Raw genomic sequence first — 24,161 nt, 5'->3', positions numbered from 1 at the left:
GGCGGGTCAGCCATGGGAGCGCGGTGCGCGATTGTAGTCCCCCGCGGGCGTTGCTCCTAGAGGGATGTCGTAGGATTGAGGAACGGTCTGTCAACTTTGTAGGAGCAGCCGGTCGACGCTCGATTGCTGGCGATGGCGTCCCCAAGGGCAGTGCAAGAACTGCTGGCCTCGTCGCCACGGTGCGGGGCCCGGCCAGCCGGCCACCACAGATCACAGATGGGGATATCGGCACCAGGAGATGGGTCAGGCTTCGATCGCGGGTACGTGCCCGAACAGTTCCTGGACAAAGCGCACCCGTTGCGCCGGCGTCTCGCCGCGGCCCTCGGCGGCAAGCTCCGCCAGGTGCGCCTCCACGGCATGGGTGCGGTGGGTCAGGCCGCAGTCGTTGGCGATCTGGATATTCAGCCCGGGACGGGCGTTGAGCTCAAGGATCAGCGGGCCCTTGTCCTGGTCCAGGACCATGTCCACGCCGATATAGCCCAGGCCGCAGAGCTCGAAGCAACCGGCCGCCAGCTCCATGAAAGCGTCCCAGTTCGGCAATTGCACGCCATCCACCGGGTGGGTGGTGTCCGGGTGCTTGCGGATGATGTTGTTCAACCAGGTGCCGCGCAGGGTGATACCGGTCGCCAGGTCCACGCCCACGCCGATGGCGCCCTGGTGCAGGTTGGCCTTGCCGTTGGACTGGCGGGTCGGCAGGCGCAGCATGGCCATGACCGGATAGCCCATCAGTACAATGACGCGAATGTCCGGCACGCCTTCGTAGCTGATGCTCTTGAAGATCGGATCGGGGGTGACCCGGTATTCGATCAGCGCACGGTCCCGGTGTCCGCCCAGGGAGTACAGGCCGGTCAGGATGCTGGAGATCTGGTGCTCGATTTCGGCATGGCTGATGATGCGCCCGGAGATCGAGCGATAGCGGCCCTCGAAGCGGTCGGCGATCACCAGGATGCCATCGCCGCCGGCGCCTTGAGCCGGCTTGATGACGAAATCACGGCGCCCGCCGATGATTGCTTCGAGCTGGTCGATTTCCTTTTCCGTGGAAATCACCCCATACATTTGCGGCACCTGGATGCCGGCGGCGATGGCCCGTTCCTTGGTGAGGATCTTGTCGTCGACGATGGGGTAGAGGCTGCGCTTGTTGTACTTGAGCACATAGTCCGCGTTGCGCCGGTTGATCCCCATGATGCCCTGGGCTTCCAGGGCCTTCCAGGTTTTCCACAGGCCGAACATCAGGCTTGTTCCTTCAGGAAGGCCTTGAAACGCATCAATTCGGTCAGTCGGTAACCGCGATAACGCCCCATCGCCAGCATGAAACCCACCAGGATCAGCAGGATCGCCGGGAAGGTGAAGACGAAGTAGATCAACTCCGGCACCGTCATGATCAGGTGCGCCAGGGACGCCGCGAACAGCGTGCCGATGGCGACTTTCAGCGCATGGTTGGCGCCGCGCTCTTCCCAGGTGATGGACAGGCGCTCGATGGTCATGGTCAGGATCACCATCGGGAACAGCGCCACCGACAGGCCGCGCTCCAGGCCCAGCTTGTGGCTGAACAGGCTGATGGCGGCGATCAGCACCACGACGAAGGTCAGCACCACCGACAGGCGCGGCAGCATCTGCAGCTTCAGGTGCTCCAGGTACGAACGCAACGACAATCCCAGGGCGGTAATGATGGTGAACAGCACGATACCGAAGCCCAACTGGGTTTCGCGGAAAGCCAGGGCAATCAGCACCGGGGTGAAGGTGCCGAGGGTCTGCAGGCCGATCAGGTTGCGCAGGATCAGGATCACCAGCACGCCGATGGGGATCATCATCATGATCATGAAGGTCTGCTGGGTTTGCAGTGGCAGGCCGTAGAGTGAATATTCGAGGAAGTTCGCGTCGGAGTTCTCGTCGGTCAACTTGGCCAGGCGGATCGCGTTCATCTCGCTATTGTTCAGGCTGAAGGTGACGCCGGCCTTCTTGCCGCCATCGACGGTGATCAGGTTGTCGGCACCGGTCCACCAGAGCAGGCGGTCGGATGGCAGGCCCTGTTCGCCGGTGTCCGGGTTGAAGTACAACCAGTCGCTGCCGTTGAAACTGCGCAGCCAGAGTTCCGGGGTCTGTGGTTGATCGGCCAGCAGGCGAATGGTGTGGGCTTTCTCCAGCGGCACATGGGCGATGGACAGCAGCAACTCGATGATCTGCGCCTTGTGCGGGGTTGACGAGTCGCCCGCCAGCAGCAGCTTGACGTTGTCATCGGCAAGGTTGTTGACCCGCTTGATGGTTTCGCCGATGAAGGTCTCGACGTCCGCCGAGTGTTGGCGGATCGGTGCGAGCAAGGCCTCGGCGGCGATTTTTTCCGGCCCTTCGATGGCCATGCTGTCGCGGAAGGTCGGGCCCTTGACCTTGGGTTTTTCGCCGGTATAGCGCTTGGTCAGCACCAGGCGGTAATACAGCGTCTGCTTGCCGCTGACCCGCCGCGCCGACCAGGTCACCTTGCGGTTGCCGTCGGCGCGATTGACGCTCACCCCATAGTTGTTGGAAATGAAGCTTTCGTTGAGGCTGACGTAGTCGCGGCTCAGGGGCGGCACGAACATCTGGACCTTCACCGGCTCCTTGGTGCTGGCGACGAACTCGACCTTGGCGTCGATGTTCCACAAGTCGTCCGTGGCATCCTCGGTGACCGGAATACCCAGCACGAAAATCTGATAGGCCGTGACCGAAGCACCGAGCAACACCAGCACGGCGATCAGGATTTTCAGGTGAAGGGTTAGAGCGCGCATTCGGATTACTCGGCGGTTTGAGCGTCGTTGGCGCAGGCGGGTTTGCCGGCAGCGTATTTGAGGCTGGGGTCGACCAGCGCATCGAAGCGCTTGAGGGCCTCGGAGCCGATCAACAGCGGGTATTGGAAGCTGCTGCGGTCGGTCAAGTTCACTTCGATACTGCGCAAGGCGCTGCCCATGCAGATATCCAGGGTAATCACCGGGCGCGCGGTGTAGGCGTTGCCCTCATCCGGATCGTAGTCGCCGGCGCGGCGCTTGATCTTGCTGACGCGGGCCAGGGGCAGTTCGATCGGGTGCGAATGCGCGGCGTCGATCGCCAGGTAGAAGCGCACCCAGCTCTCGCCGTTGCGCTTGAACCGGTGGATATCGCGGGCACTGAGCGAGGCGGTCTTGGCGCCGGTGTCGAGTTTGGCCGGCACTTGCAGATCGATCCCGGTCAGGTGGGCGTACTCGTTCAGGCCGTACACCGTCTTCTCTGTCGCGAGGCTCACGCCAGGCAGACAAAACAGGCAGAGAAGCAGTGGGGGGAAAGGCTTGAGTCTCATAAATCCTGGCGCGTATCGGGCAATCTTGATTCAAGGGGACTGGCAATATCGCGCAAGCATCCTCGTACGTCTGTCAGAAAACCATGACAGGCAGCGCATCGGCGGATGCGCGCGGCATTCTAGCATGCTGGTTTTATGGCGCCAGCATCGGCTGCCCCCCCTGTCGGATAGGCCGGTATCTACCACCTGATGCGTGTTGCCCATAGGCAAAGGTCTTAGACTATTGTCGACAATATCAATTAATTCTTTGACTGGTTTGCTCATATTGGCTAGTTTTAGCGCCATTGATGGGTAAGGTGTCGACAATATGTTGCATGAGCTGGAACTGCCCGTGACTGTCCAGGACGATTCGGAAACCTTGTCCGAGAACGTCTTTCGGCGTATTCAGGCGGCGATCGTCAAGGGTGAGATCGCCCCTGGCAGCAAGATCTCCGAGCCGGAACTGGCGCGCACCTATGGCATCAGCCGCGGCCCGCTGCGCGAGGCCATTCACCGTCTGGAGGGGCAGCGCCTGCTGGTGCGCATTCCCCATGTCGGGGCCCGGGTGGTATCCCTCAGTCAAGCCGAACTGATCGAACTCTACGAGATCCGCGAGTCCCTCGAAGGCATGGCCTGTCGCCTGGCGGCCGAGCGCATGACCGTCGAAGAAATCGAGGAGTTGCGCCAGGTTCTCAATACCCATGAGCGCGACGCGGCTTTCCAGGCCGGTGTCGGCTATTACCAGCAGGAAGGCGATTTCGACTTCCACTACCGGATCATCCAGGGGGCCGGCAACCGCACCCTGACCCAGATGCTCTGCGGTGAGCTGTACCAACTGGTGCGCATGTACCGCATCCAGTTTTCCGTCACACCCAACCGGCCACGTCAGGCATTCGCCGAGCACCATCGGATTCTCGATGCGATTGCCGATCGCGATGGCGAGTTGGCCGAACTGTTGATGCGCCGCCATATTGGCGCGTCGAAACGCAATATTGCGCGTCATTACCAGGACGCCGCCAAACCGACAGCTACCAAGCGAGGTGAGTCATGAGTCAGGGTTCCAACAAGAGCACGCCCGGTCAACGTTTCCGCGATGCGGTCGCCAGCGAACATCCCTTGCAAGTGGTCGGCGCGATCAACGCCAACCACGCCTTGCTGGCCAAGCGCGCCGGCTTCAAGGCCATCTACCTGTCCGGTGGCGGTGTCGCGGCCGGCTCCCTCGGGGTGCCGGACCTGGGCATCACCGGCCTGGATGACGTGCTCACCGACGTGCGGCGCATCACCGACGTCTGCGACCTGCCGCTGCTGGTGGATGTTGACACCGGCTTCGGTTCCTCGGCGTTCAACGTCGCGCGGACAGTCAAGTCGATGATCAAGTTCGGCGCGGCGGCGATCCATATCGAAGACCAGGTCGGCGCCAAGCGTTGCGGCCACCGTCCGAACAAGGAAATCGTCACCCAGCAGGAAATGGTCGACCGTATCAAGGCGGCGGTGGATGCCCGCACCGACGACAGCTTCGTGATCATGGCGCGCACCGATGCCCTGGCCGTGGAAGGCCTGGAATCGGCCCTGGAGCGTGCCGCCGCGTGCATCGAGGCCGGCGCCGACATGGTTTTTCCGGAAGCCATTACGGAACTGGAAATGTACAAGTTGTTCGCCAGCCGGGTGAAGGCGCCGATCCTGGCCAACATCACCGAGTTCGGCGCGACGCCGCTGTACACCACCGAACAGTTGAAGTCCGCCGATGTGTCCCTGGTGCTGTACCCGCTGTCGGCGTTCCGCGCCATGAACAAGGCTGCGGAAAACGTCTACACCGCGATTCGCCGCGACGGCACCCAGGCCAATGTGATCGACACCATGCAGACCCGCATGGAGCTTTATGATCGTATCGACTACCACACCTTCGAGCAGAAGCTCGATGCGTTGTTTGCCCAGAAGAAGGGCTGATGGTTTTTGGTGGGAGCGGAGCTTGTCGGATCGCCGCACCGCCGCGAAGGGGCCCCTGAGAGCGCCAAAAAGCTTCGCGGGCAAGCTCCGCTCCCACGGTTTGGGTGTGCAGCCTCTTGCGGCGAACGCCCATTGATTGAATTGCCGAGTCCCTGACAACATCAAGAATTGGAGAGAGCAATGGCTGAAGCAAAAGTACTGAGCGGTGCCGGCCTGCGTGGCCAGGTCGCCGGACAAACTGCCTTGTCCACCGTCGGCCAGGCCGGTGCCGGTCTGACCTACCGTGGCTACGATGTGCGTGAACTGGCCGCCGAGGCACGTTTCGAAGAAGTCGCCTACCTGCTGCTGTACGGCGACCTGCCCACGGCCACCGAGCTGGCGGCCTACATGGGCAAGCTGCGGACCCTGCGTGATTTGCCCCAGGCATTGAAAGAAGTGCTGGAGCGCATTCCCGCCGACGCCCACCCGATGGATGTGATGCGTACCGGCTGTTCCTTCCTGGGCAATATCGAACCCGAAGGCGACTTCTCCCGCCAGCATGAAGCCACCGACCGGCTGCTGGCCGCGTTCCCGGCGATCATGTGCTACTGGTATCGCTTCAGTCATGAAGGCAAGCGCATCGACTGCGTGACCGATGAAGCCTCCATCGGCGGGCACTTCCTGCACCTGCTGCATGGCAAGGCGCCGAGCGAGCTGCACCGCAAGGTGATGGATGTGTCGCTGATCCTCTACGCGGAACACGAATTCAACGCCTCGACCTTTACCGCGCGGGTCTGTGCTTCGACCCTGTCCGACCTGTTCTCCTGCGTCACCGCCGCCATCGGTTCCCTGCGCGGTCCGTTGCACGGCGGCGCCAACGAGGCGGCGATGGAGATGATCGAGCGCTTCAGTTCGCCGCAGGAGGCCGTCGAAGGCACCCTCGGCATGCTGGCGCGCAAGGACAAGATCATGGGGTTCGGCCATGCGATCTACAAAGACAATGATCCACGTAATGAAGTGATCAAGGGCTGGTCGAAGAAACTCGCCGATGAAGTCGGTGATACCGTGCTGTTTCCGGTCTCCGAAGCCATCGACAAGACCATGTGGGAACAGAAGAAGCTGTTCCCCAACGCCGACTTCTACCATGCCTCGGCGTACCACTTCATGGGCATCCCGACCAAGCTGTTCACGCCGATTTTCGTCTGCTCGCGCCTGACCGGCTGGGCGGCGCACGTGTTCGAACAGCGTGCCAATAACCGCATTATCCGTCCAAGCGCCGAATACATCGGCGTTGATCAACGCAAGTTCGTGCCAATCGAACGTCGCTGACAGAAAGGCGGGAACTGTTCAGGGGCTTTGACTGGCCTGATTTGTGGCGAGGGGGCTTGCCCCCGTTGGGTTGCGAAGCAACCCTGAATCCAGGCAGCGCGGTGTATCAGAACACACGCGTTCAATGGTTTTGCGACTGCTGCGCAGTCGAGCGTGGGCAAGCCCACTCGCCACAGGTCGCTGTCCGGCTCCAGAGGATTTCCGTCTGCCGTTGACCTTACCGTGATCGAGTCCCAGACCATGAATAGCCAATACCGTAAATCGCTGCCCGGCAGCCGCCTGGATTTCTTCGACGCCCGTGCGGCGGTCGATGCCATCCAGGCCGGAGCCTATGACACCCTGCCTTACACCTCCCGGGTCCTCGCCGAGAACCTGGTGCGGCGCTGCGACCCGAGCACCCTGAGCGAGTCCCTGAAGCAACTGATCGAGCGCAAGCGCGACCTGGACTTTCCCTGGTTCCCGGCCCGCGTGGTCTGCCATGACATTCTCGGCCAGACCGCGCTGGTGGACCTGGCCGGCCTGCGTGACGCCATCGCTTCCCAGGGCGGCGATCCGGCCCAGGTCAACCCGGTGGTGCCAACCCAACTGATCGTCGACCACTCCCTGGCCGTGGAGTGTGGTGGCTTTGACCCGGATGCCTTTACCAAGAACCGGGCCATCGAAGACCGTCGCAACGAAGACCGTTTCCATTTCATCGACTGGACCAAGAAAGCCTTCAAGAACGTCGATGTGATCCCGCCGGGCAACGGCATCATGCACCAGATCAACCTGGAGAAAATGTCCCCGGTGATCCAGGCGCGTGACGGCGTGGCCTTCCCCGACACCTGTGTCGGCACTGACAGCCACACCCCGCATGTCGATGCGCTGGGCGTCATCGCCATTGGTGTTGGTGGCCTGGAAGCCGAGAGTGTGATGCTCGGCCGGGCGTCCTGGATGCGCCTGCCGGAAAGCGTCGGTGTCGAATTGACCGGCAAGCTGCAACCTGGGATCACCGCCACCGACATGGTGTTGGCATTGACCGAGTTCCTGCGCAAGCAGAAAGTGGTCGGTGCATGGCTGGAGTTCTTCGGCGAAGGCGCACAGGCGTTGACCCTCGGCGATCGCGCGACCATTTCCAACATGGCTCCGGAGTACGGCGCCACGGCGGCGATGTTCTACATCGACCAGCAAACCATCGACTACCTGAAACTCACCGGGCGTGAAGACGAGCAGGTCAAGCTGGTGGAAACCTACGCCAAGCAGACCGGCCTGTGGGCCGACAGCCTCAAGGGCGCGCGGTACGAGCGCGGCTTGCGGTTCGACCTGTCCTCGGTGGTGCGCAACATGGCCGGTCCGAGCAACCCGCATGCGCGGGTCGCCACCAGCGACCTGGCGGCCAAGGGCATTGCCGGTCAGTGGGACGACGTACCAGGGCAGATGCCCGACGGCGCGGTGATCATCGCCGCCATCACCAGTTGCACCAACACCAGCAACCCGCGCAATGTCATCGCCGCCGGCCTGATCGCGCGTAACGCGAACAAGCTCGGCCTGACGCGCAAGCCATGGGTCAAGTCATCGCTGGCACCGGGCTCCAAGACTGTGGCGCTGTACCTGGATGAAGCCGGGCTGACCGAAGAGCTGGAGCAACTGGGCTTTGGCGTCGTGGCTTTTGCCTGCACCACTTGCAACGGCATGTCCGGCGCGCTGGATCCGCTGATCCAGCAGGAAATCATCGACCGCGACCTGTACGCCACGGCCGTGCTGTCCGGTAACCGCAATTTCGACGGGCGTATCCATCCCTACGCCAAGCAGGCGTTCCTTGCTTCACCACCGTTGGTGGTGGCCTACGCGATCGCCGGGACCATCCGTTTCGATATCGAGAAGGATGTGCTGGGCCTGGACGCCAACGGCAAGGAAATTCGCCTCAAGGACATCTGGCCAAGCGATGAGGAAGTCGACGCGGTGGTCAAGGCCTCGGTGAAGCCGGAGCAGTTCCGCAAGGTCTACATCCCGATGTTCGCCATCCACGAAGACACTGGGCCCAAGGTCACGCCGTTGTACGACTGGCGGCCGATGAGTACCTATATCCGCCGCCCACCCTACTGGGAAGGTGCCCTGGCCGGTGCCCGGCCGCTCAAGGGCATGCGCCCGCTGGCGGTGCTGCCGGACAATATCACCACCGACCACCTGTCGCCGTCCAACGCCATCATGCTCGATAGCGCCGCCGGCGAGTACCTGGCGAAGATGGGCCTGCCGGAAGAGGACTTCAACTCCTACGCGACGCATCGGGGTGACCATCTCACCGCGCAACGCGCCACGTTCGCCAACCCGAAACTGTTCAACGAAATGGTCGTGGAAAACGGCAAGGTCAAACAGGGGTCCCTGGCGCGAGTCGAGCCGGAAGGCCAGGTCATGCGCATGTGGGAAGCCATCGAAACCTATATGGAACGCAAGCAGCCGCTGATCATCATCGCCGGTGCCGACTACGGCCAGGGTTCGTCCCGTGACTGGGCGGCCAAGGGCGTGCGCTTGGCCGGTGTCGAGGCGATTGCCGCCGAAGGCTTCGAGCGTATCCACCGCACCAACCTGGTGGGCATGGGCGTGTTGCCGCTGGAGTTCAAGCCGGGCACGGATCGCAAGACCCTGGGCATCGACGGTACCGAGACGTTCGACGTGATCGGCGAGCGCACGCCGCGGGCGACCCTGACCCTGGTGATCCAGCGCAAGAACGGCGAGTGTGTCGAGGTGCCGGTGACCTGCCGTCTGGACACCGCCGAAGAAGTCTCGATTTATGAAGCTGGCGGTGTGTTGCAACGCTTTGCCCAGGACTTCCTCCAATCGGCCACGGCGGGTTGAAGGTGTCGCCGGGGCGGTGAGCGAAGCCCCGGCCTTGTTCATGAGCAGTCGGTCTGCCGGTGATTGAGGGGCAAGATTTTGTGCCGCCATCGCCAGCAAGCCGGCTCCTACACATTCGTGTCTCGCCGCGAACTACCATCGCGCCCAGACCTTGCAGGAGATTTCATGGCTTACGCAGCGCAAATCAGGATTCCCGCCACCTACATGCGTGGTGGTACCAGCAAAGGGGTGTTTTTCAAGCTCAGCGATCTGCCCGAGGCGGCGCAATTGCCCGGCGTGGCGCGGGATGCCTTGTTGCTGCGGGTGATCGGCAGCCCCGATCCCTACGAAAAGCAGATCGACGGCATGGGTGGAGCCACCTCCAGCACCAGCAAGACGGTGATCCTGTCCAAGAGCATCAAGGCCGATCACGATGTCGACTACCTGTTCGGCCAGGTATCCATCGACAAGCCGTTTATCGACTGGAGCGGCAACTGCGGCAACCTGTCGGCGGCAGTCGGTTCGTTTGCCATCAGTGCTGGCCTGGTGGATGCCGCCCGGATCCCGCGCAATGGCGTGGCGGTGGTGCGGATCTGGCAGGTGAATATCGGCAAGACCATTATTGCCCACGTGCCGATCACCGAGAGGCAGGTGCAGGAAACCGGTGACTTCGAACTTGACGGCGTGACCTTTCCCGCCGCGGAAGTACAGCTCGAGTTCATGGATCCGGCGGCCGAGGAGGAGGGCGCGGGTGGTTCGATGTTCCCCACCGGCAATCTGGTGGATGATCTGGAAGTACCGGGTGTCGGCACCTTCAAGGCGACGATGATCAATGCCGGGATCCCGACGATCTTTGTCAATGCGGCGGATATCGGCTATACCGGCACCGAGTTGCAGGGCGATATCAACGCTGATCCCAAGGCCCTGGCGATGTTCGAAACGATCCGCGCCTACGGTGCGGTGCGCATGGGCCTGATCCAGCGTATCGACGAGGCTGCCACGCGTCAGCACACGCCGAAGGTGGCGTTCGTGGCGCCGCCGGCGAGCTACACCGCGTCGAGCGGCAAGCCGGTGGTGGCGGCGGATCTGGATCTGCTGGTGCGGGCCTTGTCCATGGGCAAGTTGCACCACGCCATGATGGGCACCGCCGCGGTGGCCATTGGCACGGCGGCGGCGATCCCCGGCACGCTGGTGAATCTGGCGGCGGGTGGTGGCGCCCGCAGCGCGGTGCGTTTCGGGCATCCGTCGGGTGCCTTGCGGGTGGGGGCCGAGGCCACCCAGGTCAACGGCGAATGGACCGTGGTCAAGGCCATCATGAGCCGCAGTGCCAGAGTCTTGATGGAAGGTTGGGTTCGCGTGCCAGGGGAGTGAAGCGAAGATGAGCGCCAACGTCGATCTGAATGAGCGTCCTGATTACGACCAGGTCTTGCAGGATATCGCCGACTACGTCCTCGAGTACCGAATCGAGTCCACGGAGGCGTTGGATACCGCTCGTCATTGCCTGATGGATACCCTCGGCTGCGGTTTGTTGGCGCTGCGTTTCCCCGAGTGCACCAAGCACCTGGGGCCGCTGGTCGAGGGCACCGAGGTGCCGTTCGGCGCGCGCGTGCCGGGGACCCGCTTTCGCCTCGACCCGGTCAAGGCCGCCTGGGACATCGGCTGCATCGTGCGCTGGCTTGATTACAACGACACCTGGTTGGCGGCCGAGTGGGGGCATCCCTCGGATAACCTCGGCGCGATTCTCGCGGTTGCCGATCATCTGTCGCAGAAGCGCGTGGCCAACGGCGAGGCACCGTTGAGCGTGCGAACGGTGTTGGAAGCAATGATCATGGCTCACGAGATTCAAGGCGTGATCGCCCTGGAAAACTCCTTCAATCGGGTCGGCCTGGACCATGTGTTGCTGGTGAAAGTCGCCTCGACCGCGGTCACCGCCAAACTGATGGGGGCCAACCGTGAACAACTGTTGGCGGCGCTGTCCCATGCCTTTGTCGATGGTCAGGCCCTGCGGACCTATCGTCACGCGCCGAATGCCGGTTCGCGCAAATCCTGGGCGGCGGGCGATGCGAGCAGTCGCGGTGTACGCCTGGCGGATATCGCCTTGCGTGGAGAGATGGGCATTCCGGGGGTGTTGAGCGCGCCGCAATGGGGCTTCTATGACGTGCTGTTCAGTCACACCAGCAAGGACCTGGCGCTCAAGCCCGCGGACAAGCGCGTCTTCAGGCTTTCCCAGCCGTACGGCAGCTACGTCATGGAAAACGTGTTGTTCAAGATCAGTTTTCCAGCCGAGTTCCACGCGCAGACCGCCTGTGAAGCCGCGGTGACGTTGCATCCTCAGGTCAGAAACCGTCTGGGGCAGATCGACCGGATCGTGATTACCACCCACGAGTCGGCGATTCGGATCATTTCCAAGGTCGGCAAACTGGCCAACGCCGCCGACCGTGACCACTGCCTCCAGTACATGACGGCGGTGCCGCTGGCCTTCGGCAATCTGGTGGCCGAGCACTATGAGGATGATTTCCACGCGAGCCATCCGATCATCGATGTGCTGCGCGAGAAGATGGTGATTGTCGAGGAACCGCGTTACACCCGTGAGTACCTGGAGCCCGACAAGCGTTCGATCGCCAATGCCGTGCAGGTATTTTTCAAGGACGGCACGAGTACCGAGCAGGTGGTGGTCGAATACCCGATCGGCCATCGTCGTCGCCGGGTCGAGGGTATTCCATTGCTGGAGGACAAGTTCAGGGCGAATCTGGCGACGCGCTTCAGCAGCCAGCGTAGCGCCGGGATCTTCGCCTTGTGCACGGATCCGGCGCGCCTGGAGGCGACGCCGGTGCAGCGGTTCGTCGATCTGTTCGTGATCTAGGTGGCTTGTGCCGGCCTCTTCGCGGGCACAGGCCCCGCACAAGCAGAAGGTTTTACCCGGCGGTGTTACTTGAAACGCCGCTCCACGCCTTTTTCGACGAGGATCTTCGCCGAGATCTCTTCCACGGAAAAATGCGTGGAATTGATATGGGGAATATTTTCCCGGCGGAACAGGTTTTCCACCTCGCGCACTTCGAACTCGCACTGGGCATAGCTGGAGTAGCGGCTATTGGGCTTGCGCTCGTTGCGGATCGCGGTGAGGCGGTCGGGGTCGATGGTCAGGCCGAACAGCTTATGCTGGTGGGCGCGCAGGGCGGTAGGCAGTTGCAGGCGCTCCATGTCTTCTTCGGTCAACGGGTAGTTGGCCGCGCGGATGCCGAATTGCATCGCCATGTACAGGCAGGTCGGGGTCTTGCCACAGCGCGACACGCCGACCAGGATCAGGTCGGCCTTGTCGTAATAGTGGGTGCGGGCGCCGTCGTCGTTGTCCAGGGCGAAGTTCACCGCCTCGATGCGCTCCATGTAGTTGGAGTTGCCGCCGATGGAGTGGGACTTGCCCACCGAGTAGGACGAATGCTCGCTCAGTTCCTGCTCCAGTGGGGCAAGAAAGGTAGAAAAAATGTCGATCATGAAACCATTGGAGGTGGCGAGAATCTCACGAATGTCCTGGTTGACGATGGTATCGAAGATGATCGGACGGAATCCGTCCTTTTCGGCGGCGATATTGATTTGTTGTACCATGGCCCGCGCCTTGTCGGCGTTGTCGATATAAGGGCGGGTGAATTTGGCGAAGGTAATGTTCTCGAACTGCGCGAGCAGGCTTTGACCCAGGGTTTCGGCGGTGATGCCGGTTCCATCGGAGATAAAGAACGCAGATCGTTTCATTTGCACCTTGGGCCTTAAGCTGATGACGAATCTTGGATATGATAGGCGCGGTTTGCCGGCCCGGTGTGGCCTGCATTCTCACTTATTTTCCAGGTCCAGGCCACATGGCGGATCAACCTGCCACAGAGCAGCCCGCTCCTGAGCTTTTCCAATACAGATACAGTTAGTGGAGAGATCACCTTGGTAGAGTACGTAGTTTCCCTCGATAAGCTCGGCGTCCATGATGTAGAGCACGTAGGGGGCAAGAACGCATCCCTCGGCGAGATGATCAGTAACCTCGCGGGTGCCGGTGTGTCGGTCCCCGGCGGCTTTGCCACTACGGCTCAGGCGTATCGTGATTTTCTCGAACTCAGTGGCCTGAACGACCAGATCCACGCGGCGCTGGATGCGCTGGATGTGGATGACGTCAACGCCCTGGCCAGAACCGGCGCGCAGATTCGCCAGTGGATCATGGAGGCCGAGTTCCCCGAGAAGCTCAACGCCGAGATCCGCACGGCCTTCGCCACGCTGTCGGCGGGCAACCCGGACATGGCCGTGGCCGTGCGTTCCTCGGCGACCGCCGAAGACCTGCCGGACGCGTCCTTCGCCGGCCAGCAGGAAACCTTCCTGAATATCCGCGGCGTGGAAAACGTCATTCGCGCGGCCAAGGAAGTGTTCGCCTCGTTGTTCAATGACCGCGCCATCTCCTACCGCGTGCACCAGGGCTTCGACCACAAGCTGGTGGCCCTGTCCGCTGGCGTGCAGCGCATGGTGCGTTCGGAAACCGGCACCGCCGGGGTGATGTTCACCCTCGACACCGAGTCGGGTTTCCGTGACGTGGTGTTCATCACCGGCGCCTACGGCCTGGGCGAGACCGTCGTGCAAGGCGCGGTGAACCCGGATGAGTTCTACGTGCACAAGGGCACCCTCGAAGCCGGTCGTCCCGCCATCCTGCGCCGCAACCTGGGCAGCAAGGCGATCAAGATGATCTACGGCGACGAAGCCAAGGCCGGTCGTTCGGTCAAGACCGTCGATGTCGACAAGGCCGAGCGCGCGCGTTTCTGCCTCAGCGATGCCGAAGTCAGCGAACTGGCCAAGCAGGCAATGATCATCGAGAAACACTACAAGTGCCCGATGGATATCGAGTGGGCCAAGGATGGTGACGACGGCAAGCTGTACATCGTCCAGGCTCGTCCGGAAACCGTGAAGAGTCGCACCCAGGCCAACGTCATGGAGCGCTACCTGCTCAAGGAAACCGGTACCGTGCTGGTGGAAGGCCGTGCCATCGGCCAGCGCATCGGCGCCGGCAAGGTACGGATCATCCACGACGTCTCCGAGATGGATAAGGTCCAGCCGGGCGACGTGCTGGTCTCCGACATGACCGATCCGGACTGGGAGCCGGTGATGAAGCGCGCCAGCGCCATCGTTACCAACCGTGGCGGGCGTACCTGTCACGCGGCGATCATCGCCCGTGAGCTGGGGATCCCGGCGGTGGTGGGCTGCGGCAACGCCACCCAACTGTTGAAGGAAGGCCAGGGCGTCACCGTTTCCTGTGCCGAAGGCGACACCGGCTACATCTTCGAAGGCGAACTGGGCTTCGATATCAAGAAAAACTCCGTCGATGCCATGCCGGAGCTGCCGTTCAAGATCATGATGAACGTCGGCAACCCGGACCGCGCCTTCGACTTCGCGCAGTTGCCGAACGCCGGCGTCGGCCTGGCCCGCCTGGAATTCATCATCAACCGCATGATCGGCGTGCACCCCAAGGCGCTGCTGAACTACGCCGGTCTGCCGTCGGAAATCAAGGACAGCGTCGACAAGCGCATCGCCGGTTACGACGATCCGGTCGGTTTTTATGTCGAGAAACTGGTAGAGGGCATCAGTACCCTGGCGGCGGCCTTCTGGCCGAAGAAGGTCATCGTGCGGTTGTCGGACTTCAAGTCCAACGAGTACGCCAACCTGATCGGTGGCAAGCTCTACGAGCCGGAAGAAGAAAACCCGATGCTGGGTTTCCGCGGGGCGTCGCGCTACATCAGCGAGGCCTTCCGTGACTGCTTCGAGCTCGAATGCCGTGCCCTCAAGCGCGTGCGCAACGAGATGGGCCTGACCAACGTCGAGATCATGGTGCCCTTCGTCCGTACCCTTGGCGAAGCCAGCCAGGTGGTCGACCTGCTCGCCGCCAATGGCCTGGCCCGTGGCGATAATGGCCTGCGCGTGATCATGATGTGCGAGTTGCCGTCCAACGCGATCATGGCCGACGAGTTCCTCGAGTACTTCGATGGCTTCTCCATCGGTTCCAACGACCTGACCCAGTTGACCCTGGGCCTGGATCGTGACTCCGGGATCATTGCGCACCTGTTCGACGAGCGTAACCCTGCGGTGAAGAAACTGTTGTCCAATGCCATCCAGGCTTGCAACAAGGCTGGCAAGTACATCGGCATCTGCGGTCAGGGGCCTTCCGATCATCCGGACCTGGCGCGCTGGTTGATGGAGCAGGGCATTGAAAGCGTGTCGCTGAACCCGGACTCCGTACTGGAGACCTGGTTCTTCCTGGCCGAAGGGCAGGCGCAGGCCTGACCTTGGTGGAGGTGGCTTGCCGGAGAAGGCGTCCTCGAGGGCGCTAAAGGCTTCGCTGCGGTGCGGCGTCCCGGCAAGCCGTGCTCCTCAGGGTTATGCGCAAAAACTGCGTACAACGCTGTACTGTAGGAGCAGAGCTTGCTCGCGAAGGCGTCCTCGAGGGCGCTAAAAGCTTCGCTGGAAAGTCATGCTCCTACCGACTTATGTCGTAAGCAGAATCCGTGCTCGATGTTGTAAAATCTTATTTTCAGGGCGAGCCCACGTGGGTCGCCCTTTTTTGTGCAAGAGTCTTATGCAAAGCAGCAGCAATCTATTTCCGGTGGCCTTGATCAGCGCCGAGCGTCGTGGCGATCTCTGCGAAGACGTCTATCGTTTGAAACCGGGTAACAGTCCTGATGGCACGGTCGAACTGGCGGTCACCCGCCTGGGCCTTGCTGACGAGCCCGAGGCACGTGGCGTGCCGGTGATCCTGCTGCATGGCAGCTTCTCCAATCGGCGTTTCTGGTATTCCGCCAAGGGTATTGGCCTGGGTGCCTACCTGGCGCGTGCCGGGTTCGACGTGTGGATCCCGGAGATGCGCGGTCACGGACTGTCGGTGCGCAATCACGGCTATCGACGCAATCGCGTGGCCGATTACGCTCGCTACGACCTGCCGGCCATCGCCGCGTTCGTGCGTGAGCAGAGTGGGCAGATTCCCCACTGGCTTGGCCACTCCCTCGGTGGCACCACTCTGGCTGCCGCGTTGGGCGGTCAATACCTGGGGGAGCCGGCAGTCGCCTCGGCGGCGTTTTTCGGTTGCCAGGTCAGTCGCACCTACTGGCCTTTGAAGATTCCACCGGTGGAGTGGGGCGGCCGCTTGCTGCTCAGGCGTTTCGCGCATTTGTCCGGTTCGCGTCTCAAGCGTGGCCCGGAGGACGAACCCATTGGCCTGGCCCTGGAAAGCTTGCGCTGGCACGGCCTGTTCGGGCGTTTCCGGGATGCCGAGCGGGACTGGTGGGCCGGCTTGGCCGAGGTGCGGGTGCCGGTGCTCGCGGTCACCGCGACCGGCGATCATCAGGACCCGGCCTGGGCCTGTCGCAAGCTGTTCGAACAGATCGGCTCGCCGGCCAAACACTTCCTCTGCCTGGCGCGCGAACAGGGTTTCAGCTCTGATTTCGGCCATGTCGAGATGCTGGTCAGCAAGCCGGCCCAGGCCGAAGTCTGGCCGCGGGTGGCCGATTGGCTGCGCGACCAACAGGCTTTCTTGTCGCGTGAGTCAGGCGTCGTTCAGGAAACGCCCTGACAAGGGCATTCCGCTGACGAGTGGTAAAGGCTAAGATATGACGCGTTGAGCGTTTTGGGTCATTGTCTAAACATTCAGCCGGGGCAAGCGTTTCATCTTTGTCGCGCAACCGGTGAAGTCTGGCATTTTCAATTCCATCAGCAGGAGTTTACCCATGGATCATTACGTCACTCCCGACCTGTGCGACGCCTATCCGGAGTTGGTGCAGGTGCTTGAGCCGATGTTCAGTAACTTCGGCGGTCGCGATTCCTTCGGTGGTCAGATCGTGACCATCAAGTGCTTCGAGGACAACTCCCTGGTCAAGGACCAGGTTGAGCAGAGTGGCCAGGGCAAGGTGCTGGTGGTCGATGGTGGTGGTTCCCTGCGCCGTGCCCTGCTCGGCGACATGCTCGCCGAGAAGGCGGCGAGGAACGGCTGGGAGGGGCTGGTGATCTACGGTTGCATCCGTGATGTCGACGTGATTGCCCAGACCGATCTGGGGGTGCAGGCCTTGGCCAGCCATCCGATGAAAACCGACAAGCGTGGTATCGGCGACCTCAATGTCCCTGTCACCTTTGCCGGCGTGACCTTTCGCCCTGGCGAGTATGTCTATGCGGACAACAACGGTGTGATCGTTGCACCGAGCCCGCTGAAGATGCCTGAGTAAATTTTTGCAACGCATTGGGGTAAGGATGTTCGAGGAAGAAAACGCGCAGTGGGGGCTGGTCCATGCCCTGGTTCTGGATGGTAAGGGCGGCGCGCGCTCGATTGCTCGTACGGACTTGGATGGCCTGCAGTTGCGGTCGGAGGAAAGTCTCTGGCTGCACTGGGATCGTAGCCATCCGCAAACCCATACCTGGTTGCGCCAGTCCAGCGGCTTGAGCGAGTTCAACTGTGATCTGCTGCTGGAAGAAAATACCCGGCCGCGCCTGTTGCCCTTGCCCGAAAGCGAGCTGCTGCTGTTTCTGCGCGGGGTCAATCTCAATCCTGGTGCCGAGCCTGAAGACATGGTCTCGGTGCGAGTCTTTGCCGCGCACCAGCGGGTGATTTCCCTGCGCTTGCGGCCATTGCGCGCGACCGATGAGTTGCTGGTGCAGTTGGAGCAGGGCAAGGGCCCGAAAAACGCTGCCGAACTGATTCTTTACATCGCGCAATACCTCACCTTGAAGGTGCAGGATCTGGTCAGCGACCTCTCGGAAGTGGTCGATGACGAAGAAGAAAAGATAGACGCCGACGAACGGTATAGTCCCGAACATGGCGACATCGTGCAGATACGTCGTCGAGCTGCCGGGCTGAAGCGTTTCCTCGCGCCGCAGCGGGATATTTTCGGCCAGTTGAGCCGGATCAAGCTGCCCTGGTTCGCCGATGAAGATGCCGGTTATTGGAACGAATTGAACAACAGCCTGACCCGTTACCTCGAAGAGCTCGAATTGACTCGCGAGCGCGTGGGGCTTGTGCTTGAGGCCGAGGACCGGCGTCTGAACGTGCGCATGAACAAGACCATGTACCGCTTCGGGATCATCACCGGGATCTTCCTGCCGATGAGCTTCCTGACCGGTCTGCTGGGGATCAATGTCGGTGGTATTCCGTGGTCCGGCGACCCCTATGGTTTTGTCATCGCGTGCCTGCTGATCGTCGCCGTTGCCGCCGGACAATGGTGGCTTTTCCGACGTTTGCGTTGGGTTTGAAACATGTTTCATGTGACCTGCAAAAAACTGATCGCGTCTTTCACAGATATACCGAGAGGTGCGTATGCACGATCCGTTCGAACAGTCTCTGCGTGACATGCTCAAGGCCTCGCCGTCCACCCGTGACGATGACGCCTGTCTCGGGCGTGTCTTGAAAACCGCCAACCGACAGGTTGGCGCCGGTGATCTCTTCACGTTGCTCGGCCATTGGCTGCAGGCGCTGATGATTGCCTTGAACAACGGATCGGCGCATGTTTCGCCGGTTTCCCGTCGCACCCCTATTGCTCGCTCTACGGATAAGGCTGACTGAATATGGAACTTGACCTCTGGACCCAGAGCCTCGTCACGGCAATGACCGCCTTGTGGACCAAAGTCGCAAACTTCATTCCCAACCTGTTCGGGGCGTTGGTGGTAGTATTGCTGGGGTTCGTGGTGGCCAAGCTGCTCGATACCCTGCTGTCCAAGCTGTTGGCCAAGCTGGGGCTGGATCGGTTGATGGGCGGCACGGGCCTGACCAAGCTGCTGAGCCGTGCCGGCATCCAGGTACCGATCTCGACGCTGGTCGGCAAGATTGTCTATTGGTTCATTTTGCTGATTTTCCTGGTTTCAGCGGCTGAATCCCTTGGACTTGAGCGGGTTTCAGCTACGCTCGACATGCTGGCCCTGTATTTGCCCAAGGTATTCGGTGCCGCGTTGGTGCTGCTGGTGGGTGTATTGCTGGCGCAACTGGTCAGCGGGCTGGTGCGCGGCGCGGCCGAAGGGGTTGGTCTGGATTACGCTTCGGGCCTGGGGAGAATCGCCCAGGGCCTGGTGATTATCATCAGTATTTCGGTGGCGATCAGTCAGTTGGAGGTCAAGACCGACCTGCTGAACCATGTGATTGTCATCGTGCTCATTACCGTTGGTCTGGCCGTTGCACTGGCCATGGGGTTGGGCAGCCGGGAAATCGCCGGGCAGATTCTTGCGGGAATTTATGTGCGTGAGTTGTATCAAGTTGGGCAACAAGTGCGAGTGGGTGAGGTCGAAGGGCAGATCGAAGAGATCGGCACGGTCAAGACCACATTGCTGACCGACGAGGGTGAGCTGGTCTCTCTCTCCAACCGGATCCTGCTGGAGCAGCATGTGAGCAGCCGCTAACCCGGCAAACCCTGCTAATCTATGCCGCCGCAAAAGAGCCCGCAGCCATGGGTTGCGGCGGACATTGACCTGACTGTCGGCCCGACTCGTTTTGAATAAAGCTCAATCGCTCTCCATGCGCTACGACCCCCGCGAACTCACCGATGAAGAGTTGGTGGCGCGTGCCCATGCGGAGCTGTTTCATGTGACGCGCGCTTATGAAGAGTTGATGCGCCGCTATCAACGTACCTTGTTCAGCGTTTGTTCAAGATATTTGGGGAACGAACGCGATGCCGACGATGTCTGTCAGGAAGTGATGTTGAAGGTGTTGTATGGCCTCAAGAACTTTGAGGGTAAATCGAAGTTCAAGACATGGCTATATAGCATCACGTACAACGAGTGCATTACGCAGTATCGCAAAGAGCGCAGAAAGCGGCGCTTGATGGATGCGTTGAGTCTCGACCCCCTCGAGGAAGCGTCTGAAGAGAAGACGCCGACACCTGAGGAGAAGGGCGGACTAGATCGATGGTTAGTGCATGTGAACCCGATTGACCGGGAAATTCTGGTGCTACGATTTGTCGCAGAGCTGGAGTTTCAGGAAATTGCAGACATCATGCACATGGGCTTGAGCGCCACGAAGATGCGCTATAAACGGGCCTTGGACAAATTGCGTGAGAAATTTGCGGGTATCGCTGAAACTTAGTTCAGCGCAAATGTCTCTTACGTGTAGGCAAGTTCTGCTACACTTGCCGCCGAGTTGTCCCCCGGTTTGTGGGACTGCTTTACAATCACCAGATGGGGATTTAACGGATGAAACTGAAAAACACCTTGGGCTTGGCCATTGGTTCTCTCATTGCCGCTACTTCGTTCGGCGCACTGGCACAAGGCCAAGGCGCGGTCGAAGGTGAAGCGTTCTGGGGCAAGACCTGGAACCACAGCGTCGATTCCTACCAGAACGGTCGCACTCCTGGCGTCTCGATCGGCTACTTCCTGACCGACGACGTTTCGGTGAACCTGACCTACCGTAAGGACGACTACACTCGTTCGGACACCGACACTGGCAACCAGCGTATCCGCGGTGACCATTTCGGCCTGAAATCCCAGTACCACTTCGGCCAGGTCGGCGACATGTTCCGTCCTTATGTTGAAGGCGGCGTGTCCCACGGCAGCATGACCAACGTAGCTGCTGATGGCCACACTGGCCGTGACGGTTCGACCTACCTGACCACCGGTGCCGGTGTGAAGATGTACATCACCGACAACCTGTACGCTCGTGCCGGCGGTGAAGCTGACTACAAGCTGGACAACGGTCGTTGGGACTACCAGGCTCTGATCGGCCTGGGTGTTAACTTCGGCGGCAGCGGTGGCAAGGCTCCGGCTCCTGCTCCAGCTCCAGTAGAAGCGGCTCCAGCTCCAGTGGCCGAATCCGCTCCAGCTCCAGAAGTCGTGCGTGTTGAGCTGGACGTGAAGTTCGACTTCAACAAGGCAGTGGTCAAGCCTAACAGCTACGGCGACGTGAAGAACCTGGCTGACTTCATGAAGCAGTACCCAAGTACCACTACCGTGGTTGAGGGTCACACTGACAGCGTCGGTCCAGACGCTTACAACCAGAGGCTGTCCCAGAAGCGTGCTGACGCTGTGAAACAAGTTCTGGTCAAAGACGGTGTCCGTGCTGACCGCATCGAGTCGGTTGGCTACGGTAAATCCCGTCCAGTGGCTGACAACGCCACTGAAGCTGGCCGCGCGATCAACCGTCGCGTAGAAGCTAAAGTAGAAGCCAAAGCTCAGTAATTAGCTTGCGCTAGGAAAAAGCCCGGCTCAGGCCGGGCTTTTTCTTGCCTGCGATTTGACGGCGTGACGCGGCTATTGACCTGGTCCCGGACGCTTTCGCAGGTGGGTTCATCAGATTTTCATCATGATTGGCTGGCCCGGCCCGGCCATCATCCTCGCACTGCTCAATAAGAACGAGACGGAGCGCAGTGTGCAGATTGATGAATCATCCGCGGTCCGGTGTCCGGACTTTCTATGTGGCGAACAGGTCGTGCAGGTGCAGGTAGGGGAAACCGGCGCGTGCCTGGGGCACGCCGAGGCAAGCGTGTCCTGGTGCCTGCCGGGGCGCTGGCAGGGCTTGCTGGTGGCACGGGGCATGTTGCGGGTCATTGGTGGTGAGCTGCTCGCTGAGCGCCCCGTGGAGGCCAGCCTGGTCAAGCTGCAGGTGTTTATCGACCAGGGAATGAGCTTCGGGCGGGCACGGTCCGCCGCCGCGCCCTGGGCAGCCCTGTCCCTGGCCGCCGGGGTGTCGGGCAGCAGGGCACTGTTGGAGCCCTGGTATATCGAGTGCGCCTTGCGTGGTGACCCCGGCTATCAACGCTTCGCCGAAGTCTTGCGGCAAAGTCCGAACTACTGGCTGGTGCGTTTTCTCCTTGAACAGGGTACCGCCAACGAGAAGCTGATCGGCCTGGCCAAGCGCTATGGTGTGTCGGTCTCGCATTTTCGAAGGTTGTGCCATCAGGCCCTGGGTTGTGCGGCCAAGCCCGAATTGCGCGATTGGCGCACGGCCAAGGCCCTGCTGAGCATGATTGGCGGCGAGTGTTCGTTGACCGATGTGGCGCTGGAGTTCGGTTATGCCTCTTCGTCGCACTTTTCCAAAGAGGTGCGCGAGCTGCTGGGCGTGGCCCCCAGTCGTCTCTGCGATATCCAGGCATCCATGGGCTCGATGGTCTCGTGACAGTCAAGGCGTCAGCAATTGACGTGTTTCCAGGGAGTGTGGCGATGAGTGGCCCGAAAGAGGCGCTCAAGGAGATGAGCGAAACCGGTAACGAGCAGGTGCAAGGGCTCTATAGCCATGCCTGCCAGTTCCACGAGCAAGGACGCCTGGAGGAGGCGGAAAAACTCTTCCGTTTCCTGTGTATCTACGATTTTTACAACAGTCATTACTGGATGGGGTTGGCGGCGGTCTATCAGCTCTCCGGGCAGTATCGCAAGGCCATCGAACTCTATGCGGTGGCGTTTGCCCAGGACCGTGGTGACTATCGGCCGATGTTCTACACCGGCGAGTGTCAGCTGGCGCTCGGGGCGCACGCCAAGGCCCGGGACTGTTTTGAGTATGTGCTCAAGCAGACGGCTCACGGCGAGTTGCCTCGGCGCGCGCGAGCCTATCTCGAGGATTTGACGCCGGGCGCCATACAGTGACGTCCTGGCGGGGTATTCGGAAAAATGAAAACATGAGTTACCTGGTTCCGGGAGGGTGTGACTATTTTATCGAGCAGCAGGTGATGGTGTTGCTGGCCGAGCATTTTTCGCTGCCGCGTAGAAAGATCCGCTTCGAGTCGAGGGCGTTGGAAGACCTGGGCATCGGTGACGCGGAGATGGTCGAGCTGGTGGCTCGGCTCAATGCTGCGTTCCATATCGAGCTTTCAGTGGATGAGGCTGGGCGCTGGCGTACCGTGGCGGATATGTGCCGAGTTGTAGGAAATATTCGGGGAGAAAGCGGGGAGCGATGATAATTCCTGCTTTTAGGCTCAGTTTGTGTGAGGGAATTGATCTCAGACCTGTAGGTTTTGTCTAGTCTGAAGCCTTGATGAATATTCCTTTTTTATGCAGGAAATATCCTACCGACACGGCTCTGTGCGAATTCCTATAGTCGTTGCGTTCCTCGTGAATAAACCTTTTCCCCGGGTTTATTTTTGAATGGTCGTACATCTCTATAGAGGATTGCCTCGAGGTTATGGACAGCGTCACTGGAAAGGCTCCGAGACAAGCCTTCGTCTTTGGTCAATGGATATTGCAAAGCGATGGAAACCTGGTGACACGCGGTCGGGGTATTCATCTGCCACCCAAGGAATTACAGGTGTTGCGCCTGCTGCTGGGGTCGGCTGGAAGGCTGGTGACCAAGGATTGTTTGCTCGATGCCGTCTGGCCTGGCATGGACGCTGCCGAGGAGTCGCTGACCCGCTGCATCTATGTGTTGCGCAAATTGCTCGAGGAGAGCAAAGGCTACATTGCCACCGTCTACGGCAAGGGTTATCGCTTTACCGGTCCGGTGGTGCCGTTACTCCCTGCGCTGATCGAACCGACGGCCGTCTCGGCCTTGGCGGCGGTGCCTGTTCGTCATTCCGATGAAGGGGGGCCGCAGGACGCGGTGATCCGGCATCTGACGAGCGTGTTGAGCGACAGGTTGAGCGTCTTGCCGGCAGAGCTGATGGCCGCCTGTCGCGAGCCCTGGAATGCACTGCAACTGGCCGATACCTGGCTGGCGTTGTCGATGCTCGGGCTGTGTGATCGGGGGGCGGGGGTCGAGCAGGCGCGGGCGGCGGTGGCCCGGGTCCTGGAACTGGAAGCCGGCAATCACCAGGCGCTGGCCCGTCTGGCCCTGGTCACCAGCCTGCAAGGCTGCGCTGATGCGCCAGCGCTGCCGCCTTGCGGATGAGCCGCGATC

22 protein-coding genes are annotated in these 24,161 nt (G+C 61.0%); 18 read left to right on the top strand and 4 right to left on the bottom strand.

Going from position 1 to position 24,161, the window contains the following annotated elements:
- Positions 1-243: 243 nt before the first annotated feature.
- The 3 genes from PFEN_RS00670 to PFEN_RS00660 are packed head-to-tail and all read right to left on the bottom strand — an operon-like array spanning position 244 to position 3,307.
- Positions 244-1,230 (bottom strand): alpha-L-glutamate ligase-like protein, encoded by a 987-nt coding sequence (locus PFEN_RS00670; protein ID WP_191485126.1) that lies wholly within the window; start codon positions 1,228-1,230, stop codon positions 244-246.
- Complete coding sequence (locus PFEN_RS00665) at positions 1,230-2,762, bottom strand: inactive transglutaminase family protein (protein ID WP_191485125.1); 1,533 nt, start codon at positions 2,760-2,762, stop codon at positions 1,230-1,232. Before PFEN_RS00665 ends, PFEN_RS00670 begins: the two co-directional genes overlap by 1 nt.
- Positions 2,763-2,767: 5 nt before the next feature.
- The gene (locus PFEN_RS00660; RefSeq protein ID WP_191485124.1) at positions 2,768-3,307 is read right to left on the bottom strand and encodes an ATP-dependent zinc protease; all 540 of its coding nucleotides are present in this window, start codon (positions 3,305-3,307) and stop codon (positions 2,768-2,770) included.
- 307 nt (positions 3,308-3,614) lie between these two features.
- Between PFEN_RS00660 and PFEN_RS00655 the strand changes: the two genes are divergently transcribed.
- The 6 genes from PFEN_RS00655 (at position 3,615) to prpD (ending at position 12,218) form a co-directional block, all read left to right on the top strand.
- Positions 3,615-4,337, top strand: a complete 723-nt coding sequence (locus tag PFEN_RS00655) for a GntR family transcriptional regulator (RefSeq protein ID WP_191485123.1) — start codon at positions 3,615-3,617, stop codon at positions 4,335-4,337.
- Positions 4,334-5,233 (top strand): methylisocitrate lyase, encoded by a 900-nt coding sequence (gene prpB, locus PFEN_RS00650; protein ID WP_191485122.1) that lies wholly within the window; start codon positions 4,334-4,336, stop codon positions 5,231-5,233. The genes PFEN_RS00655 and prpB overlap by 4 nt, the downstream gene beginning before the upstream one ends.
- 180 nt (positions 5,234-5,413) lie before the next feature.
- A complete protein-coding gene (prpC, locus tag PFEN_RS00645; protein WP_191485121.1) occupies positions 5,414-6,541 on the top strand; it encodes a 2-methylcitrate synthase in 1,128 nt (375 codons plus the stop codon).
- 240 nt (positions 6,542-6,781) lie between these two features.
- Complete coding sequence (gene acnD, locus PFEN_RS00640; protein WP_191485120.1) at positions 6,782-9,376, top strand: Fe/S-dependent 2-methylisocitrate dehydratase AcnD; 2,595 nt, start codon at positions 6,782-6,784, stop codon at positions 9,374-9,376.
- 165 nt (positions 9,377-9,541) lie between these two features.
- Entirely contained in the window at positions 9,542-10,726 is a 1,185-nt protein-coding gene (gene prpF, locus PFEN_RS00635) for a 2-methylaconitate cis-trans isomerase PrpF (protein WP_191485119.1), read from the top strand.
- Positions 10,727-10,733: 7 nt separating this feature from the next.
- On the top strand, positions 10,734-12,218 hold the full coding sequence (gene prpD / locus PFEN_RS00630) for a 2-methylcitrate dehydratase (RefSeq protein WP_191485118.1): 1,485 nt from the start codon (positions 10,734-10,736) through the stop codon (positions 12,216-12,218).
- Between the two features lie 65 nt (positions 12,219-12,283).
- Here the strand turns inward: prpD and PFEN_RS00625 are convergent, their stop codons facing one another.
- Entirely contained in the window at positions 12,284-13,102 is an 819-nt protein-coding gene (locus PFEN_RS00625) for a pyruvate, water dikinase regulatory protein (protein WP_191485117.1), read from the bottom strand.
- A 180-nt stretch (positions 13,103-13,282) separates the two neighbouring features.
- Between PFEN_RS00625 and ppsA the strand changes: the two genes are divergently transcribed.
- The 12 genes from ppsA to PFEN_RS00565 all read left to right on the top strand — a co-directional run bounded on the left by ppsA (position 13,283) and on the right by PFEN_RS00565 (position 24,152).
- Positions 13,283-15,658, top strand: coding sequence for a phosphoenolpyruvate synthase (gene ppsA, locus PFEN_RS00620; RefSeq protein WP_191485116.1), 2,376 nt, complete (start codon positions 13,283-13,285; stop codon positions 15,656-15,658).
- A gap of 292 nt (positions 15,659-15,950) precedes the next feature.
- Positions 15,951-16,940, top strand: a complete 990-nt coding sequence (locus tag PFEN_RS00615) for an alpha/beta fold hydrolase (RefSeq protein WP_191485115.1) — start codon at positions 15,951-15,953, stop codon at positions 16,938-16,940.
- 154 nt (positions 16,941-17,094) lie between these two features.
- Positions 17,095-17,586 (top strand): ribonuclease E activity regulator RraA, encoded by a 492-nt coding sequence (rraA, locus tag PFEN_RS00610; protein ID WP_191485114.1) that lies wholly within the window; start codon positions 17,095-17,097, stop codon positions 17,584-17,586.
- A 25-nt stretch (positions 17,587-17,611) separates the two neighbouring features.
- Positions 17,612-18,607: a zinc transporter ZntB gene (locus tag PFEN_RS00605; RefSeq protein ID WP_191485113.1), complete on the top strand. Its 996-nt coding sequence runs from the start codon at positions 17,612-17,614 to the stop codon at positions 18,605-18,607.
- 64 nt (positions 18,608-18,671) lie between these two features.
- Positions 18,672-18,917 (top strand): CrfX protein, encoded by a 246-nt coding sequence (locus tag PFEN_RS00600; RefSeq protein ID WP_191485112.1) that lies wholly within the window; start codon positions 18,672-18,674, stop codon positions 18,915-18,917.
- A gap of 2 nt (positions 18,918-18,919) precedes the next feature.
- Positions 18,920-19,744 (top strand): mechanosensitive ion channel family protein, encoded by an 825-nt coding sequence (locus PFEN_RS00595; RefSeq protein WP_191485111.1) that lies wholly within the window; start codon positions 18,920-18,922, stop codon positions 19,742-19,744.
- Positions 19,745-19,835: 91 nt separating this feature from the next.
- Entirely contained in the window at positions 19,836-20,426 is a 591-nt protein-coding gene (gene sigX, locus PFEN_RS00590) for an RNA polymerase sigma factor SigX (protein WP_191485110.1), read from the top strand.
- 107 nt (positions 20,427-20,533) lie between these two features.
- The gene (locus PFEN_RS00585; RefSeq protein ID WP_191485109.1) at positions 20,534-21,514 is read left to right on the top strand and encodes an OmpA family protein; all 981 of its coding nucleotides are present in this window, start codon (positions 20,534-20,536) and stop codon (positions 21,512-21,514) included.
- Positions 21,515-21,638: 124 nt separating this feature from the next.
- Positions 21,639-22,451: a helix-turn-helix domain-containing protein gene (locus PFEN_RS00580; protein WP_191485108.1), complete on the top strand. Its 813-nt coding sequence runs from the start codon at positions 21,639-21,641 to the stop codon at positions 22,449-22,451.
- Between the two features lie 44 nt (positions 22,452-22,495).
- Positions 22,496-22,915 (top strand): SycD/LcrH family type III secretion system chaperone, encoded by a 420-nt coding sequence (locus tag PFEN_RS00575; RefSeq protein ID WP_191485107.1) that lies wholly within the window; start codon positions 22,496-22,498, stop codon positions 22,913-22,915.
- A gap of 32 nt (positions 22,916-22,947) precedes the next feature.
- Positions 22,948-23,226 carry an acyl carrier protein gene (locus PFEN_RS00570; protein ID WP_191485106.1) on the top strand — a complete coding sequence of 93 codons (279 nt, stop codon included), beginning with the start codon at positions 22,948-22,950 and terminating at the stop codon, positions 23,224-23,226.
- 302 nt (positions 23,227-23,528) lie between these two features.
- Positions 23,529-24,152 carry a winged helix-turn-helix domain-containing protein gene (locus PFEN_RS00565; RefSeq protein WP_224770865.1) on the top strand — a complete coding sequence of 208 codons (624 nt, stop codon included), beginning with the start codon at positions 23,529-23,531 and terminating at the stop codon, positions 24,150-24,152.
- Positions 24,153-24,161 lie beyond the last annotated feature (9 nt).

This window comes from Pseudomonas sp. FEN, assembly GCF_904067045.1.
Taxonomy (GTDB): domain Bacteria; phylum Pseudomonadota; class Gammaproteobacteria; order Pseudomonadales; family Pseudomonadaceae; genus Aquipseudomonas.
Note: the sequence above shows the minus strand (reverse complement) of the source record. Positions and strands in the feature narration are given on the sequence as shown.

What these genes read in the sequence shown, in the direction of transcription:
- PFEN_RS00670 (WP_191485126.1), bottom strand. Translation starts at nt 1,230, where the DNA reads ATGTTCGGCCTGTGGAAAACCTGGAAGGCCCTGGAAGCCCAGGGCATC.
- PFEN_RS00665 (WP_191485125.1), bottom strand. Translation starts at nt 2,762, where the DNA reads ATGCGCGCTCTAACCCTTCACCTGAAAATCCTGATCGCCGTGCTGGTG.
- PFEN_RS00660 (WP_191485124.1), bottom strand. Translation starts at nt 3,307, where the DNA reads ATGAGACTCAAGCCTTTCCCCCCACTGCTTCTCTGCCTGTTTTGTCTG.
- PFEN_RS00655 (WP_191485123.1), top strand. Translation starts at nt 3,615, where the DNA reads ATGTTGCATGAGCTGGAACTGCCCGTGACTGTCCAGGACGATTCGGAA.
- prpB (WP_191485122.1), top strand. Translation starts at nt 4,334, where the DNA reads ATGAGTCAGGGTTCCAACAAGAGCACGCCCGGTCAACGTTTCCGCGAT.
- prpC (WP_191485121.1), top strand. Translation starts at nt 5,414, where the DNA reads ATGGCTGAAGCAAAAGTACTGAGCGGTGCCGGCCTGCGTGGCCAGGTC.
- acnD (WP_191485120.1), top strand. Translation starts at nt 6,782, where the DNA reads ATGAATAGCCAATACCGTAAATCGCTGCCCGGCAGCCGCCTGGATTTC.
- prpF (WP_191485119.1), top strand. Translation starts at nt 9,542, where the DNA reads ATGGCTTACGCAGCGCAAATCAGGATTCCCGCCACCTACATGCGTGGT.
- prpD (WP_191485118.1), top strand. Translation starts at nt 10,734, where the DNA reads ATGAGCGCCAACGTCGATCTGAATGAGCGTCCTGATTACGACCAGGTC.
- PFEN_RS00625 (WP_191485117.1), bottom strand. Translation starts at nt 13,102, where the DNA reads ATGAAACGATCTGCGTTCTTTATCTCCGATGGAACCGGCATCACCGCC.
- PFEN_RS00615 (WP_191485115.1), top strand. Translation starts at nt 15,951, where the DNA reads ATGCAAAGCAGCAGCAATCTATTTCCGGTGGCCTTGATCAGCGCCGAG.
- rraA (WP_191485114.1), top strand. Translation starts at nt 17,095, where the DNA reads ATGGATCATTACGTCACTCCCGACCTGTGCGACGCCTATCCGGAGTTG.
- PFEN_RS00605 (WP_191485113.1), top strand. Translation starts at nt 17,612, where the DNA reads ATGTTCGAGGAAGAAAACGCGCAGTGGGGGCTGGTCCATGCCCTGGTT.
- PFEN_RS00600 (WP_191485112.1), top strand. Translation starts at nt 18,672, where the DNA reads ATGCACGATCCGTTCGAACAGTCTCTGCGTGACATGCTCAAGGCCTCG.
- PFEN_RS00595 (WP_191485111.1), top strand. Translation starts at nt 18,920, where the DNA reads ATGGAACTTGACCTCTGGACCCAGAGCCTCGTCACGGCAATGACCGCC.
- PFEN_RS00585 (WP_191485109.1), top strand. Translation starts at nt 20,534, where the DNA reads ATGAAACTGAAAAACACCTTGGGCTTGGCCATTGGTTCTCTCATTGCC.
- PFEN_RS00580 (WP_191485108.1), top strand. Translation starts at nt 21,639, where the DNA reads ATGATTGGCTGGCCCGGCCCGGCCATCATCCTCGCACTGCTCAATAAG.
- PFEN_RS00575 (WP_191485107.1), top strand. Translation starts at nt 22,496, where the DNA reads ATGAGTGGCCCGAAAGAGGCGCTCAAGGAGATGAGCGAAACCGGTAAC.
- PFEN_RS00570 (WP_191485106.1), top strand. Translation starts at nt 22,948, where the DNA reads ATGAGTTACCTGGTTCCGGGAGGGTGTGACTATTTTATCGAGCAGCAG.